Here is a 16,450-nt window from a genome sequence, read left to right on the forward strand (position 1 = left end):
ATCCCCAATATTTAGCTGCATCAAATCAGGCGGCTGCCGAGCGGCCGCCGCCTGACGCTTCAAAAATGGATTAACCGAGCCAGATCGTTGAACAGCGCGATCGCCGACAATGCGACGATGCAGATCAACCCGGCTCTTTGCAGAATCAGCTGCCAGCGCTCCGAGACGGCTTTCCCGGTCGCGGCTTCAACCGCATAATATAACAGATGCCCCCCGTCCAAAACGGGAATCGGCAACAAGTTCAGGACGCCAAGGCTAATGCTGACAAGGGCGAGGAACGACAGGAAGGCGGACGGACCGAGCCGCGCGCTCTTGCCCGCGTAGTCGGCGATCGTCACGGGGCCGGACAGGTTTTTCAGCGACGCATTGCCCGTGATCATCCGCCCGAACATCCGCAGCGAATACACGGAGATGTCCCACGTGCGGTGCGCGCCGAGCCGCAGGCTCTCGATCGGCCCGTAGCGCACGTCGACCGACGGCGCCTGCATCGCCAGCGCCGCACCGATGCGCCCGACCTGCTGCCCCGACTCGTCGTCGCGCTGCATCTGCGGCACGATCGACACCGCCCGTGCGGCGCCATTGCGCTCGATCTGCAGGTCGAGCGGCGCGCCCGCGTGGTGCTTGACGAAATCGATGAAGCGCGCCGCGCCGGCGATCGGCTTGCCGTCCAGCGCGACCAGCTTGTCGCCGGCCTTCAGGCCCGCCTGCTCCGCCGCGCTGCCGGGCTGCACCGATGCGACCGACAGCGTGCCGCCGCCGGCCTCGAAGCCGAGACGGGCCATGAAGTCGTCGTCGAGCTGGCTTTCGGGAATATTACGGAGATCGACGCGGAAATCGAACGTCGTGTTGCCGTCGCGCGCGCCGAGCACGATTTCGCGGTGATCGAACGCGGCCGCCAGCAACTTCCAGCGCAGGTCCGACCACGACCGCACCGGCTCGAACCCGCCGCCCTGCGCGTCGCCCGCGTGCACGTTGCGGATCGACACGATCGTCTCGCCGCCGTCGAAGCCCGCGCGCGCCGCCGCCGTGCCGGCGGCCGGCGGAGCGACGATCGCCGCCGGCTCGTTTACACCGGTGGCGAATACGACGGAAAAAAGCACAATTGCCAACAGGAAGTTCGCAATCGGTCCGGCCGCAACGATCGCGATGCGCTTGTAGACCGACTGCCGGTTGAACGCCTGCCCGAGCTCTTCCGGCCGGATGCCCGGGCCGGGATCGCGCTCGTCGAGCATCTTCACGTAACCGCCGAGCGGCAGCGCGGACAGCGTCCACTCGGTGCCCGTCCGGCGGCTCACCCAGCGCGCGACGGGCTGGCCGAAGCCGATCGAGAAACGCAGCACCTTCACGCCGCACCAGCGCGCGACGCGATAATGTCCGTACTCATGCACGACGACCAGCACCCCGATCGCCACCGCAAACGCGATCAGTTCGACCAGCACGTTCATGAGCACCCCATTCAGACAGTGCGCTCCACGCGTGGCGCAGGCGCTTTCGCAATGATCGCGGCGGCGAGGCGGCGTGCCTCGGTATCCGCCGCCAGGACGTCCTCGAGCCCGTCGGGCGCACGGTTCGGCAGCGTGTTGAGCACCGCATCGACCGTCGCCGCGATCGCCATGAAGCCGATCCGGCGCTCGAGAAACGCTTCGACCGCCACTTCGTTCGCCGCGTTCAATGCGGCGCTCGCGATGCCACCCTCCTCGAGCGCCTTCAGTGCGAGCGCGAGGCACGGGAAGCGTGCGTAATCGGGCTTCTCGAACGACAGCTGGGCGATCTGCGCGAGGTCGAGCTGGTCGACGCCCGCATCGACGCGATCGGGAAACGCGAGCGCGTGCGCGATCGGCGTGCGCATGTCGGGGTTGCCGAGCTGCGCGAGCACCGAGCCGTCGCGGTACGACACCAGCGAGTGGATCACGCTCTGCGGATGGATCAGCACGTCGATCCGGTCGCCCGGCAGCCCGAAGATCCAGTGCGCCTCGATCACCTCGAGGCCCTTGTTCATCATCGTCGCGGAATCGACCGAGATCTTGCGGCCCATCACCCAGTTCGGGTGCTTGCATGCCTCGTCCGGCGTCACGTCGACGAGCGTGGCCGGCTCGCGCGTGCGGAACGGGCCACCCGACGCGGTCAGGATGATCTTCGAGATCCCGCCGTGCTCGGTGGCTTCGCGCGGCATGCACTGGAAGATCGCATTGTGTTCGCTGTCGACCGGCAGCAGGATCGCGCCATGGTCGCGCACGGCGTCCATGAAGATCGCGCCCGACATCACCAGCGCTTCCTTGTTCGCCAGCAGGATGCGCTTGCCGGCACGCGCGGCCGCGAGGCTCGGCGCGAGGCCGGCCGCGCCGACGATCGCCGCGACCACCGTGTCGCAGCCGTCGCTCTTCGACACGTCGACGAGCGCCTGCGGCCCGTGCAGCACGGTCGTCCTGCTGCCCGCCGCGCGCAGCTTCACATCGACCTGCGCGGCCGTCGCGGCATCGCCGACCACCGCCACCTCGGGCGTGAAACGCAGGCACTGCTCGACCAGTTTGTCGCCGTTGCGGTGGGCGGTCAGCGCGTAGACCGAGAAGCGCTCGGGATGGCGCGCGACCACGTCGAGCGTGCTGTCTCCGATCGAGCCCGTGGAACCGAGCAATGTCAGACGTTTTTGCATAACAGAATTAGTGGTTTAACCAAGCAGCAGCATCGCGAGCGGCAGCACCGGCAGCAGCGCGTCGACACGGTCGAGCACGCCGCCATGGCCAGGCAGCAGTCCGCTCGAATCCTTCACGCCCGCCTGCCGCTTCAACAGCGACTCGAACAGGTCGCCGATCACGCTGTACGCGACCAGCAGGGTCAGTGCGGCCCACGCGCCCGGCATCCCGTAGCGCGCGGCAAATGCAGAAAACAGGGTCGGTTCGAACGCGTGCGCAGCCATTGCCGCGCCGGCAACGACCAGCACGGCCAGCCAGCCGCCGATCGCGCCTTCCCAGCTCTTCCCGGGACTGATCGTGACGGCCAGTTTACGCTTTCCGAAGGCCTTGCCCGCGAAGTATGCGCCGATATCGGCCAGCCAGACGACCAGCAGCAGCGACAGCACGAACGGAACGCCCTGCGCGCGCGCCGCGACGAGCGCATGCCAGCAGGCGGCAAAGACCACGAGGCCCGCGGCCAGCAGGAACGGCCGCCATACGCCGCCCGCGAGTTCGGGCTTGCGCCGCAGCGCGAACGGGCCGACCAGCAGCCAGAACACGCCGGCGGCCATGAAAAGGGGACGGGATGCCGCCGCGTCGACGCCGAGCGGCGTCGTAGCCGCGAGCGCAAGCGCCGCGACGACCGCATAGACGATCGGGCCGGCGCCGCGAAGCTTCAGCAGGCGCGCCCATTCCCACGCGGCGAACACGAGGACGACGCCGATCAGCGCGCCGAATGCGGCGAGCGGTGCGAACAGCGTCACCGGCAGCAGGACGGCCAGCATCACGATCGCCGTGATCACACGGGTTTTCAGCATGAAAGGGAATCGGCGTTCTGCGATTGGGGTTCGAGCTGGGCGCTCGTGCGGCCGAAACGGCGCTCGCGCTCCGTATACGACGCCATCGCGTCCGCCAGTGCCGCGCCGTCGAAATCCGGCCAGTATTTGTCGGTGAAATAGAATTCGGCGTACGCGAGCTGCCACAGCAGGAAGTTGCTGACGCGCTGCTCGCCGCCCGTGCGGATGAAGAGGTCCGGCTCCGGCGCATAGGCCATCGCCAGGTGCGGCGCGAAGGCGTCCTCGGTCACTTCGACCTCGCGCCCCTCGCGCACGGATTGCTCGACGAGCTTCTTCGTCGCCTGCAGGATGTCCCACCGGCCGCCGTAGTTGGCCGCGATGGTGAGCGTCAGGCGGGTATTGCGCGCCGTCTTGGTTTCGGCGCGGCGAATCAGTTCGCGGATGCGCGGCTCGAAGCGCTCGAGATCGCCGACGACACGCAGGCGGATGCCGTTCGCATGCAGCTTGCCGATCTCGCGCTCCAGCGCGGTGATGAAGAGCCGCATCAGGAACGACACTTCGTCGGTCGGGCGCCGCCAGTTTTCCGAACTGAACGCAAACAGCGTCAGGTATTCGACGCCGGCGCGCGCGCAGCCCTCGACCACCGCCCGCACGGCGTCGACGCCGCGGGTATGCCCCGCGACGCGCGGCAGGCGGCGTTCGGTCGCCCAACGGCCGTTGCCGTCCATGATGATCGCGATGTGACGCGGCACGACGCCGACGTCAGGCACGCGAACGGTAGAGCTGGTATAAGTCATGGCCGTTGAGACAGTAAGGCGGGAAGAAGGCGGCGCGCGAGGACGGTCGTCAGACCGTCATGATCTCGGCTTCCTTGCTCTGCACGAGCTTGTCGACTTCGGCCACGTGCTTGTCGGTCAGCTTCTGCACGTCGTCGCTCGCGCGGCGCTCGTCGTCTTCCGAGATTTCCTTGTCCTTCACGAGCTTCTTCAGCGCTTCGTTCGCGTCGCGGCGCAGGTTGCGGATCGCGACCTTGGCCGTTTCGCCTTCGCTCTTCACGACCTTGGTCAGCTCGCGGCGGCGCTCTTCCGTCAGCGCGGGCATCGGCACGCGAATCAGGTCGCCCGACGTGGCCGGGTTCAGGCCCAGATCGGCTTCGCGGATGGCCTTCTCGACCTTCGCGACCATGTTCTTTTCCCACGGCTGCACGCCGATCGTGCGCGCATCGACGAGCGTCAGGTTCGCGACCTGCGAGATCGGCACCATCGACCCGTAGTAGTCGACCTGCACGTGATCGAGCAGACCGGTGTGTGCACGGCCCGTACGGATCTTTGCCAGATCGTTCTTGAACGCTTCGATCGAGCGCTGCATCTTTTGCTCGACGCCCTTCTTGGTATCAGCGACACTCATTTCAACCTCCGAACCTTCAAACCTTCAAAGAACGCGGGCCCTGCCCGGCGCATCTCGCGCGCCGCGGCCGCCTGCCCGCATCCACGGGAGTTTACACGTGGACGAGCGTACCTTCGTCCTCGCCCAGCACGATGCGCTTGAGCGCGCCCGGCTTGTTGATCGAAAACACGCGAATCGGCAGCTTCTGGTCGCGGCACAGCGCGAAGGCCGTCGCGTCCATCACCTGCAGGTTGCGGCTGATCGCCTCGTCGAAAGTGATCGTCGTGTAGCGCGTGGCCGACGGATCCTTCTTCGGATCGGCAGAATATACGCCATCGACCTTGGTCGCCTTCAGCACGACCTCGGCGCCCACTTCCGAACCGCGCAGCGCGGCAGCCGTGTCCGTCGTGAAGAACGGGTTGCCCGTGCCGGCCGCGAAGATCACGACGCGGCCTTCCTCGAGCTGACGGATCGCGCGGGGGCGAATGTACGGCTCGACGACCTGGTCCATCCGCAGCGCGGACTGCACGCGCGCCTCGATGCCCGCGTGACGCATCGCGTCCTGCAGCGCCAGCGCGTTCATCATCGTCGCGAGCATCCCCATGTAGTCGGCGGTCGCACGGTCCATGCCGGCCGCGCCGCCCGCGACACCGCGGAAAATGTTACCGCCGCCGATCACGACCGCGAGCTGCGTACCGAGACGCACGACTTCAGCGATATCGGCCACCATCCGTTCGATCGTCGCGCGATTGATGCCGAAGGCATCGTCGCCCATCAGCGCTTCGCCGGAGAGTTTGAGGAGGACGCGTTTATAGGCATTGGACATAGGGGCTTCCGAGCGACGAGAGGATGACAACCACGAACTGTAGGGGCGAAATACTGATTCGGGCAAGCGCCGACGGTCGGACCGGGTTTCCCGGCCGGCCGGCAGCACCGCCGACCGCGGCGGAGCGGACGCCCGCCGCGGATACTGCCTGACTTGCTTGCTGCGTGCTGCTTACTGCTGCTTTGCTGCTGCGACTTGCGCGGCCACTTCGGCGGCGAAGTCGTCCTGGCGCTTCTCGATGCCTTCGCCGACGACGAACAGCGTGAACTTCTGCACTGCGGCATTCGCTGCCTTCAGCATCTGTTCGATCGTCTGCTTGTCGTTCTTCACGAACGTCTGGTTCAGCAGCGACACTTCCTTCAGGTACTTCTGGACGCTGCCGTCGACCATCTTCGCGACGATCTCGGCCGGCTTGCCCGATTCCGCAGCCTTCTGCTCGGCCACGCGGCGTTCCGTCTCGATCAGTTCCGCCGGCACGTCAGCCGACGACAGCGCGACCGGCTTCATTGCAGCGATGTGCATCGCGACGTCCTTGCCGACCTGCTCTTCCGCGCCCGTGTACTCGACGATCACGCCGATACGCGCGCCGTGCAGGTACGTTGCGATCTTGTTCGCGGTTTCGAAACGGACGAAACGGCGGATCGACACGTTCTCGCCGATCTTGCCGATCAGTGCCAGGCGCACTGCGTCGACCGTCGAGCCTTCGAGCGGCAGCGCCGACAGCGCGGCCACGTCGGCCGGATTCTGCGTTGCAACGAGTTCTGCAACCGTCTTCGAGAACGCGAGGAAGTCGTCGTTCTTCGCGACGAAGTCGGTTTCGCAGTTCAGCTCGACCAGCGCGCCTGCGTTGCCGCCGACGAACGATGCGACGACGCCTTCTGCCGTCACGCGCGATGCCGCCTTGCTCGCCTTGTTGCCGAGCTTGACGCGCAGCAGCTCTTCAGCCTTGGCCAGATCGCCGTCGGCTTCCGTCAGCGCCTTCTTGCACTCCATCATCGGTGCGTCGGTCTTTGCGCGCAGTTCTGCCACCATGCTTGCGGTAATTGCCGCCATCATTCGCTCCTTGAGTCTGTATTCACAACGCCGCCCGCTTGGACGCGAACGGCCGAGATTCGGTTCCGGACCCGCGCCGATTCGGCGCGATCAGGTCCGGCGCACAAGCTTAAAAAAAGGGGGCCTGTTGAGAGCCCCCTTTTTGCGCCGGCTCGGGGCCAGTTACGCGTTTTCCTCGACGTACTCGTCGTCGCCGCGTGCGGCCTGGACCACTTCGTTGACCGCGTTCGCACGGCCTTCGAGGATCGCGTCGGCCACGCCTTCGGCGTACAGCGCGACTGCCTTGCTCGAGTCGTCGTTACCCGGGATCACGTAGTCCACACCTTCCGGCGAGTGGTTCGTATCGACCACGGCGATGACCGGCACGCCCAGCTTGTTCGCTTCGGTCACGGCAATCTTGTGGTAGCCGACGTCGACGACGAAGATTGCGTCCGGAATGCCGCCCATGTCCTTCACGCCGCCGATCGACTTCTGCAGCTTCGCGATTTCACGTTCGAACAGCAGCGCTTCCTTCTTGCTCATCTTTTCGAGCTCGCCTGCCTCGACTGCCGCTTCCATGTCCTTCAGGCGCTTGATCGATACCTTCAGCGTCTTGAAGTTGGTCATCATGCCGCCGAGCCAGCGTGCGTTGACGAACGGCATGCCTGCGCGCTGCGCTTCCTGGGCGATCGTGTCACGCGATTGACGCTTCGTGCCGACGAACAGGATCGTGCCGCGGTTCGCTGCCAGCTGGCGCACGTACTTCTGTGCGTCCGTGAACATCGGCAGCGTCTTTTCGAGGTTGATGATGTGAATCTTGTTGCGGTGACCGAAAATGAACGGAGCCATCTTCGGGTTCCAGAAGCGCGTCTGGTGACCGAAGTGGACACCCGCTTCCAGCATTTGGCGCATCGTGACTGCCATGTAAATTCTCCACGAGGGTTGGGTCTTAAGCCGGCCGCCGTACCGCCGCGCGAACCCGCCCGAAGGGCGCGAATTCTGCGCGGCCGGCACCCTGGTTGCGCCGGCTTGCGATTCGGCACGTGCAAAATGCCCGTGCCGCAAGTCTTTCACCGCGATGCCGCCCCTATTCCGGGGCAACATCGGCATTTGGATGTCGACTTAGCCAAAGAGTATAGCACGCCGATTTGTCCGCTCTCAAGTCGCCCGCCACTTTCGCCTGCCGCGCGCCCGTCGGCCGGACAATCCGCGAAAACCCGCATCCGCTCGGCCGGCAGGGGCTGCGAGGCCCGCCATAAGGTGCGATAATCCGTCAATTCACCGCATTCCAGGCATACCTCGATGGCTATTACGCTCAAAAACGAACACGATATCGCCGAGATGCGCGTCGCCTGCCGTCTCGCGAGCGAAGTGCTCGACTTCATCACGCCGCACGTCGTCGCGGGCGTCACGACCGCCGAACTCGACCGCCTCTGCCACGAGTACATGCTCAACGAGCAGGGCACGGTCCCCGCGCCGCTGAACTACCAGCCGCCCGGCTACCCGCCGTACCCGAAGGCCACCTGCATTTCGGTCAACGACGTGATCTGCCACGGCATTCCCGGCGAAAAGGTGATCAAGAACGGCGACGCGCTGAACATCGACATCACCGTGATCAAGAACGGCTATTTCGGCGACACCAGCCGGATGTTCATCGTCGGCGAGGGTTCGATCCTCGCGAAGCGCCTCGTGCAGACCACCTACGAATGCATGTGGCTCGGCATCGACCAGGTCAAGCCCGGCGCGCACCTCGGCGACATCGGCTACGCGATCCAGAAGCACGCGGAAGCGCAGGGCTACAGCGTCGTGCGCGAATACTGCGGCCACGGCATCGGCACGGTGTTCCACGAGGATCCGCAGGTCGTCCACTACGGCCGCCCGGGCACCGGCATCGAGCTGAAGGCCGGGATGATCTTCACGATCGAGCCGATGATCAACGCCGGCAAGCGCGACATCCGCACGATGCCCGACCAGTGGACGGTCAAGACGCGCGACCGCAGCCTGTCCGCGCAATGGGAGCACACGGTGCTCGTCACCGAAACCGGCTACGAGGTGCTGACGGTCTCGGCCGGCACGCCGGCGCGCCCCGTGTTCGCCCAACCGGCGGCAGCGGTCTGAGCGCCGTCGCGCCAGCCCGCCCCGCCCGCACCTGAACGGCCGCCCATGAGCGCTCACGCCGCCCCCTCGCCCGAAGCGCTGTCGCGGCGCGCCGAATTCAAGGCCGCCAAGACCGACCTGCTCGAGCGCTTTCGCCGCGCGACCAACGTCGCGTCGCTGATGCACGCGCTGTCGAAACTGACCGACGAAGCGCTGAAGCGCGTGTGGGACGACTGCGGGCTGCCCGCGACGCTCGCGCTCGTCGCCGTCGGCGGCTACGGGCGCGGCGAGCTCGCGCCCCATTCCGACGTCGACATCCTCGTGCTGCTGCCCGACGCGCACGACCCGGCGCTCGACCCGCGCATCGAGCGCTTCATCGGAATGGCATGGGATCTCGGTCTCGAGATCGGCAGCAGCGTGCGCACGGTCGCGCAGTGCATCGAGGAGGCGTCGCAGGACGTCACGGTGCAGACCTCGCTGCTGGAAGCGCGCCGCATCGTCGGCAGCACCGCGCTGTTCGAGCGCTTCACGGTGCGTTACCACGAGGCGCTCGACGCACGTGCGTTCTTCACCGCGAAGGTGCTCGAGATGCGCCAGCGCCACGCGAAGTTCCAGGACACGCCGTACAGCCTCGAACCGAACGTGAAGGAAAGCCCGGGCGGGCTGCGCGACCTGCAGACGATCCTGTGGATCGCGCGCGCGGCCGGCTTCGGCAGCAGCTGGCGCGAACTCGACACGCGCGGCCTGATCACCGACCGCGAAGCGCGCGAGCTGCGTCGCAACGAAGGTTTCCTGAAGACGCTGCGCGCGCGGCTGCACGTGATCGCCGGCCGCCGCCAGGACATGCTCGTCTTCGACCTGCAGACGCAGGCGGCCGAAAGCTTCGGCTACCAGCCGACACAGACCAAGCGCACGAGCGAGCAGCTGATGCGCCGCTATTACTGGGCTGCGAAAGCCGTCACGCAGCTCGCGACGATCCTGATCCAGAACATCGAGGCGCAGCTCTTCCCCGCGACGAGCGGCATCACGCGCGTGCTGTCGCCGGACCGCTTCGTCGAGAAACAGGGGATGCTCGAGATCGTCGACGACGGCGTGTTCGAGCGCCACCCCGATGCGATCCTCGAAGCATTCCTGCTGTACGAAACGACCCGCGGCGTGAAGGGCCTGTCCGCCCGCACGCTGCGCGCGCTGTACAACTCGCGCGAGATCATGAACAACGCGTGGCGGCGCGATCCGCAGAACCGCCAGACGTTCATGCGCATCCTTCAGCAACCCGAAGGAATCACGCACGCATTCCGGCTGATGAACCAGACGAGCGTGCTCGGCCGCTACCTGCTGAATTTCCGCCGCATCGTCGGGCAGATGCAGCACGACCTGTACCACGTGTACACGGTCGACCAGCACATCCTGATGGTGTTGCGCAACATCCGCCGCTTCGCGGTTGCCGAGCACGCGCACGAATACCCGTTCTGCAGCCAGTTGATCGGCAACTTCGAGCGCCCGTGGGTGCTGTATGTCGCGGCGCTGTTCCACGACATCGCGAAGGGCCGCGGCGGCGACCACTCGACGCTCGGGATGGCGGACGCGCGGCGCTTCTGCCGCGAGCACGGCATCGCCGGCGACGACGCGGCGCTGATCGTGTGGCTCGTCCAGCATCACCTGACGATGAGCCAGGTCGCGCAGAAGCAGGACACGAGCGACCCGGAGGTCATCAAGCGCTTTGCCGAACTCGTCGGCAACGAACGGCGCCTCACCGCGCTCTACCTGCTGACCGTCGCCGATATCCGCGGCACGAGCCCGAAAGTGTGGAACACGTGGAAGGGCAAGCTGCTCGAGGACCTGTACCGCATCACGCTCGCCGTGCTCGGCGGCGCCAACCCCGACGCCCATTCCGAGCTGAAATCGCGACAGGAACAGGCGCTCGCGCTGCTGCGCCTCGAGACCGTGCCCGACGACGCGCACCGCGCGCTGTGGGATCAGCTCGACATCGGTTTCTTCCTGCGTCACGACGCGGCCGACATCGCGTGGCAGACGCGCGTGCTGTACCGGCACGTGAACGCCGACACCGCGATCGTCCGCGCGCGGCCGTCGCCGATCGGCGAAGCGCTGCAAGTGCTCGTCTACGTGAAGGACCGCCCCGACCTGTTCGCGGGCATCTGCGCGTATTTCGACCGCAACGGGCTGTCGGTGCTCGACGCACGGGTCAGCACCACGCGGCACGGCTACGCGCTCGACAACTTCATCGTCACGCAGACCGAAAGCGACGTGCGGTACCGCGACATCGCGAATCTCGTCGAGCAGCAGCTTGCGACGCGGCTCACCGAGACTTCACCGCTGCCGGAGCCGTCCAAGGGCCGCCTCTCGAGGCTGTCCCGGACGTTTCCGATCACGCCGCGCGTCGACCTGCGGGCCGACGAGCGCGGCCAGTACTACATCCTGTCCGTGTCGGCCAACGACCGGCCGGGCCTTCTCTATTCGATCGCGCGCGTGCTCGCCGAACATCGCATCGGCGTCCATGCGGCGCGGATCAATACGCTCGGCGAACGCGTCGAGGACATCTTCCTGCTCGCGGGCGCCGGCTTGTCCGACAACCGCCTGCAGATCCAGCTCGAAACCGAATTGCTGCGCGCGATCGCAGTCTGAATGAATTCCAGCGTTTATGCGCACCAAATTAACCGTCAAGAATCCGAAGCCGGCGTCGCCGACCCGCGCCCCTGTCCGCTCCGGCAGCCTCGTCGCCCGCAAGGCGGTGCGGCCCCCCGCGCCGCCCGCGGGGGACAAGCCGGCCCGCCCGAAGAAGGCGGCTCCGGCCGCCGCCGGCGAACGCACGTTCAAGCCGCGCGCGGCCACGGGCACCGAGCGCCCGGGCGCGGATCGCGCACCGGCCAAGCGTGCGCCGCGTGACGGCGGTGCCGAACGCGGCACACGCGCGCCTTATCGCGACAACGCGGCCGGCGAAGGGGCGAAGCGCAGTTTCGGCGACCGTCGCACGTCGTCCGATCGCCCGCCGCGTCGTGATGACGACGCCCGTCCGCGTCGCACGGGTGGCGAAGGCGGTGCACGTACGCCGTATCGCGACAACGCATCTGGCGAAGGTGCAAAGCGCAGTTTCGGCGACCGCCGCACGTCATCGGATCGCCCGCCGCGCCGCGATGACGACGCACGGCCGCGTCGTGCGGGTGGCGAAGGCGGCCCGCGTGCTCCCTATCGCGACAATGCATCCGGCGAAGGTGCAAAGCGCAGCTTCGGCGACCGCCGCACGTCGTCCGATCGCCCGCCGCGCCGCGATGACGACGCACGTCCGCGTCGCGCGGGTGGTGAAGGCGGCCCGCGTGCCCCCTATCGCGACAATGCATCCGGCGAAGGCGCGAAGCGCAGCTTCGGCGACCGCCGCACGTCGTCCGATCGCCCGCCGCGTCGTGATGACGACGCACGGCCGCGTCGTGCGGGTGGTGAAGGCGGCCCGCGTGCTCCCTATCGCGACAATGCATCCGGCGAAGGCGCGAAGCGCAGCTTCAGCGACCGTCGCACGTCGTCCGATCGCCCGCCGCGTCGTGATGACGACGCACGTCCGCGTGACGACGCACGGCCGCGTCGCGCGGGTGGTGAAGGCGGTGCACGCGCGCCCTATCGTGACAACACATCCGGCGAAGGCGCGAAGCGCAGCTTCGGCGACCGTCGCACGTCGTCCGATCGCCCGCCGCGCCGTGATGACGACGCACGGCCGCGTCGCGCGGGTGGCGAAGGCGGCCCGCGTGCTCCCTATCGCGACAATGCATCCGGCGAAGGCGCGAAGCGCAGCTTCGGCGACCGCCGCACGTCGTCCGATCGCCCGCCGCGTCGCGATGACGACGCCCGTCCGCGCCGCGCAGGCACCGACGACGGCAAGCGTCCGTCCTACCGCGACAAGGCGACGGGCGAAGGCGCGAAGCGCAGCTTCGGCGACCGTCCGGCTCGCCCCGCACGCGACGGCGAACGCCGCTCGTTCGGTGCGGTCAAGACCGCGCAACCGGTCAAGCGCGCTGCCGCCGACATCGACTACGGCGACGAAGCAGGCCTGATGCGCCTGTCGAAGCGGATGTCCGAACTCGGCATGTGCTCGCGCCGCGAAGCCGACGAATGGATCGAAAAGGGCTGGGTGCTCGTCGACGGCGAACGCATCGACACGCTCGGCACCAAGGTACGCGCCGACCAGAAGATCGAGATCGACGAGCGCGCGAGCGCCGCGCAGGCCGCGCAAGTGACGATCCTGCTGCACAAGCCGGTCGGTTATGTATCGGGCCAGGCGGAAGACGGCTACGAGCCCGCGGCCGTGCTGATCACGCGCGCGAACCGCTGGAGCGGCGACCATTCGCCGCTGCGCTACTCGCCGCAGCACCTGCACGCGCTCGCACCGGCCGGCCGCCTGGACATCGATTCGACCGGCCTGCTCGTGCTGACGCAGAACGGCGTGATCGCGAAGCAGCTGATCGGCGAGCAGTCGGATATCGACAAGGAGTACCTGGTGCGCGTGCGCTTCGGCGAACGGCTCATCGACATCGACCAGCATTTCCCCGCGGAATCGCTCGCGAAGCTGCGCCACGGCCTCGAGCTCGACGGCGTCGCGCTGAAGCCCGCGATGGTGAGCTGGCAGAACGGCGAGCAGCTGCGCTTCGTGCTGCGCGAAGGCAAGAAGCGCCAGATCCGCCGCATGTGCGAACTGGTGGGCCTCGACGTGATCGGCCTGAAGCGCATCCGGATGGGCCGCGTGATGCTCGGCGCACTGCCGCAGGGTCAATGGCGCTATCTGTCGCCCGACGAAACGTTCTGACCGCGGGCGCACCACACGTGCGCCATGCAATGAAAAAGCCCGCGCGAGCGGGCTTTTTCTTGTCTGCGAGGAGCCGGGAAAGCCGGCGGATCAGTCGTCGGAAGCCGGATCGAGCCCCGGAAACAGCACTTCCGTGAAGCCGAAGCGCGTGAAATCCGTGATCCGCATCGGATACAGCTTGCCGATCAGGTGATCGTATTCGTGCTGGACGACGCGCGCATGGAACCCGTCGGCAACGCGATCGATCTTCGCGCCGAACTGGTCGAAGCCGCTGTAACGCACGCTCGCATAGCGGCTGACGACGCCGCGCATGCCCGGCACCGACAGGCAGCCTTCCCAGCCCTCTTCCATGTCCGGCGGCAGGTACTCGACCTTCGGGTTGATCAGCACCGTTTCGGGCACCGGCGGCGCATCCGGGTAGCGGTTGTTGTTGCCGAAGCCGAAGATGATGATCTGCAGCCCGACGCCGATCTGCGGGGCGGCCAGCCCGGCCCCGTTCGCATGGTGCATCGTCTCGAACATGTCCGCGACGATCTCGTGCAATTCGGGCGTGTCGAACCGCTCGACCGGTTTGGCGACTTCGAGCAGGCGCGGATCACCCATCTTCAGGATCTCGCGAATCATGGCGTATTGCCCTCCAGGAGTTGGTGCAGGCCGTCTTCGTCCAGCACGGGGATGCCGAGTTCCTCGGCCTTTGCGAGCTTGCTGCCGGCTTCGGCGCCCGCGACCACGTAATCCGTCTTCTTCGACACCGAACCGGCCACTTTCGCGCCCGCCGCTTCGAGCATTTCCTTCGCGGCATCGCGCGTGAGCGTCGGCAGCGTGCCCGTCAGCACGACCGTCTTGCCCGCCAGCACGCCTTGCGGCGCCTTCGGCGCGGGCGGCCCTTCCGGCCACGTGACCTTGCCCGGCGCGCGCAGTTGCTCGATCACGGTCCGGTTGTGCTCTTCCGCGAAGAACTGGTGAAGCGACTCGGCAACGATCGGCCCGACGTCGTTGACTTCGAGCAGCTCCTCGATCGACGCGTCCATGATCGGCGTCAGCGAACCGAAGTGCTTCGCGAGATCCTTCGCGGTCGATTCGCCGACATGGCGAATGCCGAGCCCGTAGATGAAGCGCGCGAGCGTCGTGTGCTTGGCCTTCTCGAGCGAGTCGAGCAGATTCTGCGCGGATTTCTCGGCGAACCGGTCGAGCTCGGCCAGCGTCGCGAAGCCGAGATTGAACAGGTCGGCCGGCGTGCGCACCAGATTCAACTCGACGAGCTGGTCGATGATCTTCTCGCCGAGCCCGTCGATGTCGAGCGCGCGGCGCTGCGCGAAATGCCACAGCGCCTGCTTGCGCTGCGCCGGACAGAACAGCCCGCCGGTGCAGCGCGCGATCGCCTCGTCCGGCAGGCGCTCGATCCTCGAACCGCACACCGGGCACTCGGTCGGCATCACGAATTCGGCGGCATCGTCCGGACGCCGGTCAAGCAGCGCACCGACCACCTCGGGAATCACGTCGCCGGCGCGTCGCACGATCACCGTATCGCCGATCCGGATGTCCTTGCGGCGCACCTCGTCCTCGTTGTGCAGCGTCGCATTGGTCACGGTCGCGCCGCCGACGAACACCGGCTCGAGGCGCGCGACCGGCGTGATTGCGCCGGTACGGCCGACCTGCACGTCGATCGCGACGAGCTTCGTCAGCGCTTCCTGCGCGGGGAACTTGTGCGCGAGCGCGAAGCGCGGCGCGCGCGACACGAAGCCGAGGCGCTCCTGTTCGTCGCGCCGGTTGACCTTGTAGACGACGCCGTCGATGTCGTACGGCAGCGACTCGCGCTTCTCGCCGATCTTGCGGAAGAACCCGAGCAAGCCGTCTGCGCCGTGCACGACCGCCCGTTCGCGATTCACGGGCAGGCCGAGCGACTCGTACCAGTCGAGCAGCGCGCTGTGGGTGTCGGGCATCGGCATCCCGTCGAGCACGCCGATCCCGTAAGCGAAGAACGACAGCGGGCGCTGCGCGGTGATCTTCGAGTCGAGCTGGCGCAGGCTGCCGGCCGCCGCGTTTCGCGGATTTGCGAATTCGCGCTGCTCGGCCGCGCGCTGGCGTTCGTTCAGGCGCGCGAAATCGCGCTTGAACATCAGTACCTCGCCGCGCACGTCGAGCACCGCCGGCACGTGTGCACCCTTCAGTTTCAGTGGAATCGAGCGGATCGTGCGCACGTTCTCGGTCACGTCCTCGCCCGTCGTGCCGTCGCCGCGCGTCGACGCCTGCACGAACACGCCCTGCTCGTAGCGCAGCGAGATCGCGAGGCCGTCGAACTTCAGCTCGCATGCGTATTCGACGGGTTCCGTCACCGAGCCGGCGAGATCGGTCACCTTGTCGAGCGCGTCGGCGACGCGCTTGTCGAATGCAACGATGTCCTCGTCCGCGAAGCCGTTGTTCAGCGACAGCATCGGCGCGTCGTGGACCACCGGCGTGAAGCCGCCGGCCGCCTCGCCGCCGACGCGCTGCGTCGGCGAATCGGGCGTCACGAGTTCGGGATGGTCGGTTTCGAGCTGCTGCAGTTCACGGAACAGCCGGTCGTATTCGGCATCGGGCAGATCCGGCTGGTCGAGCACGTAATAGGCGTAGTTCGCCCGCTCGAGTTGGTCGCGCAGCCACGCGGCGCGCGCGTCGGGCTGGCTGGCTGGCGGTTCGGCTTGGGTTCGGGCCATGCTGGCGGCAGATTCGTTCTGAGAAAATCGGATGCCCGATTATCTCAGTTTGACGCCGCCGCGGGGCGCGCAATGCACGCCGGATGCGCGTGCCGCCACGCACATGAACGCATCCGCCACTACGGCGGACGGCG

The 16,450-nt window shown here is 67.0% G+C and carries 13 protein-coding genes; 3 read left to right on the plus strand and 10 right to left on the minus strand.

The features are described 5' to 3' along the window. Positions 1-59: 59 nt before the first annotated feature. The 8 genes from rseP to rpsB form a co-directional block, all read right to left on the minus strand. Positions 60-1,445 (minus strand): RIP metalloprotease RseP, encoded by a 1,386-nt coding sequence (gene rseP, locus GQ56_RS0114630; protein WP_031399363.1) that lies wholly within the window; start codon positions 1,443-1,445, stop codon positions 60-62. 11 nt (positions 1,446-1,456) lie between these two features. After that, a complete protein-coding gene (locus tag GQ56_RS0114635; protein ID WP_031399364.1) occupies positions 1,457-2,653 on the minus strand; it encodes a 1-deoxy-D-xylulose-5-phosphate reductoisomerase in 1,197 nt (398 codons plus the stop codon). Positions 2,654-2,668: 15 nt separating this feature from the next. Then, positions 2,669-3,490: a phosphatidate cytidylyltransferase gene (locus GQ56_RS0114640; RefSeq protein ID WP_031399365.1), complete on the minus strand. Its 822-nt coding sequence runs from the start codon at positions 3,488-3,490 to the stop codon at positions 2,669-2,671. Further along, a complete protein-coding gene (uppS, locus tag GQ56_RS0114645; protein WP_031399366.1) occupies positions 3,484-4,266 on the minus strand; it encodes a polyprenyl diphosphate synthase in 783 nt (260 codons plus the stop codon). The genes GQ56_RS0114640 and uppS overlap by 7 nt, the downstream gene beginning before the upstream one ends. Positions 4,267-4,315: 49 nt before the next feature. After that, complete coding sequence (frr, locus tag GQ56_RS0114650) at positions 4,316-4,876, minus strand: ribosome recycling factor (RefSeq protein WP_031399367.1); 561 nt, start codon at positions 4,874-4,876, stop codon at positions 4,316-4,318. Between the two features lie 91 nt (positions 4,877-4,967). After that, positions 4,968-5,681, minus strand: coding sequence for a UMP kinase (gene pyrH, locus GQ56_RS0114655; protein WP_011352459.1), 714 nt, complete (start codon positions 5,679-5,681; stop codon positions 4,968-4,970). A 171-nt stretch (positions 5,682-5,852) separates the two neighbouring features. Further along, a complete protein-coding gene (tsf, locus tag GQ56_RS0114660) occupies positions 5,853-6,734 on the minus strand; it encodes a translation elongation factor Ts (RefSeq protein WP_031399368.1) in 882 nt (293 codons plus the stop codon). A 162-nt stretch (positions 6,735-6,896) separates the two neighbouring features. Then, positions 6,897-7,637: a 30S ribosomal protein S2 gene (rpsB, locus tag GQ56_RS0114665; protein ID WP_006752149.1), complete on the minus strand. Its 741-nt coding sequence runs from the start codon at positions 7,635-7,637 to the stop codon at positions 6,897-6,899. Between the two features lie 378 nt (positions 7,638-8,015). Between rpsB and map the strand changes: the two genes are divergently transcribed. The 3 genes from map to GQ56_RS41270 are packed head-to-tail and all read left to right on the plus strand — an operon-like array spanning position 8,016 to position 13,620. Beyond that, positions 8,016-8,831: a type I methionyl aminopeptidase gene (gene map, locus GQ56_RS0114670; RefSeq protein WP_031399369.1), complete on the plus strand. Its 816-nt coding sequence runs from the start codon at positions 8,016-8,018 to the stop codon at positions 8,829-8,831. 45 nt (positions 8,832-8,876) lie between these two features. Further along, a complete protein-coding gene (locus tag GQ56_RS0114675) occupies positions 8,877-11,453 on the plus strand; it encodes a [protein-PII] uridylyltransferase (RefSeq protein WP_031399370.1) in 2,577 nt (858 codons plus the stop codon). A gap of 16 nt (positions 11,454-11,469) precedes the next feature. Then, entirely contained in the window at positions 11,470-13,620 is a 2,151-nt protein-coding gene (locus tag GQ56_RS41270; protein WP_075122942.1) for a pseudouridine synthase, read from the plus strand. A 90-nt stretch (positions 13,621-13,710) separates the two neighbouring features. On the opposite strand, the gene def is transcribed toward GQ56_RS41270, so the two are convergent. Together def and ligA are read right to left on the minus strand one after the other, a co-directional pair. After that, on the minus strand, positions 13,711-14,244 hold the full coding sequence (gene def, locus GQ56_RS0114685; RefSeq protein ID WP_031399372.1) for a peptide deformylase: 534 nt from the start codon (positions 14,242-14,244) through the stop codon (positions 13,711-13,713). Then, on the minus strand, positions 14,241-16,316 hold the full coding sequence (gene ligA, locus GQ56_RS0114690; RefSeq protein ID WP_031399373.1) for an NAD-dependent DNA ligase LigA: 2,076 nt from the start codon (positions 16,314-16,316) through the stop codon (positions 14,241-14,243). The genes def and ligA overlap by 4 nt, the downstream gene beginning before the upstream one ends. Between the last annotated feature and the right edge of the window lie 134 nt (positions 16,317-16,450).

Source organism: Burkholderia paludis (genome assembly GCF_000732615.1).
GTDB lineage: Bacteria > Pseudomonadota > Gammaproteobacteria > Burkholderiales > Burkholderiaceae > Burkholderia > Burkholderia paludis.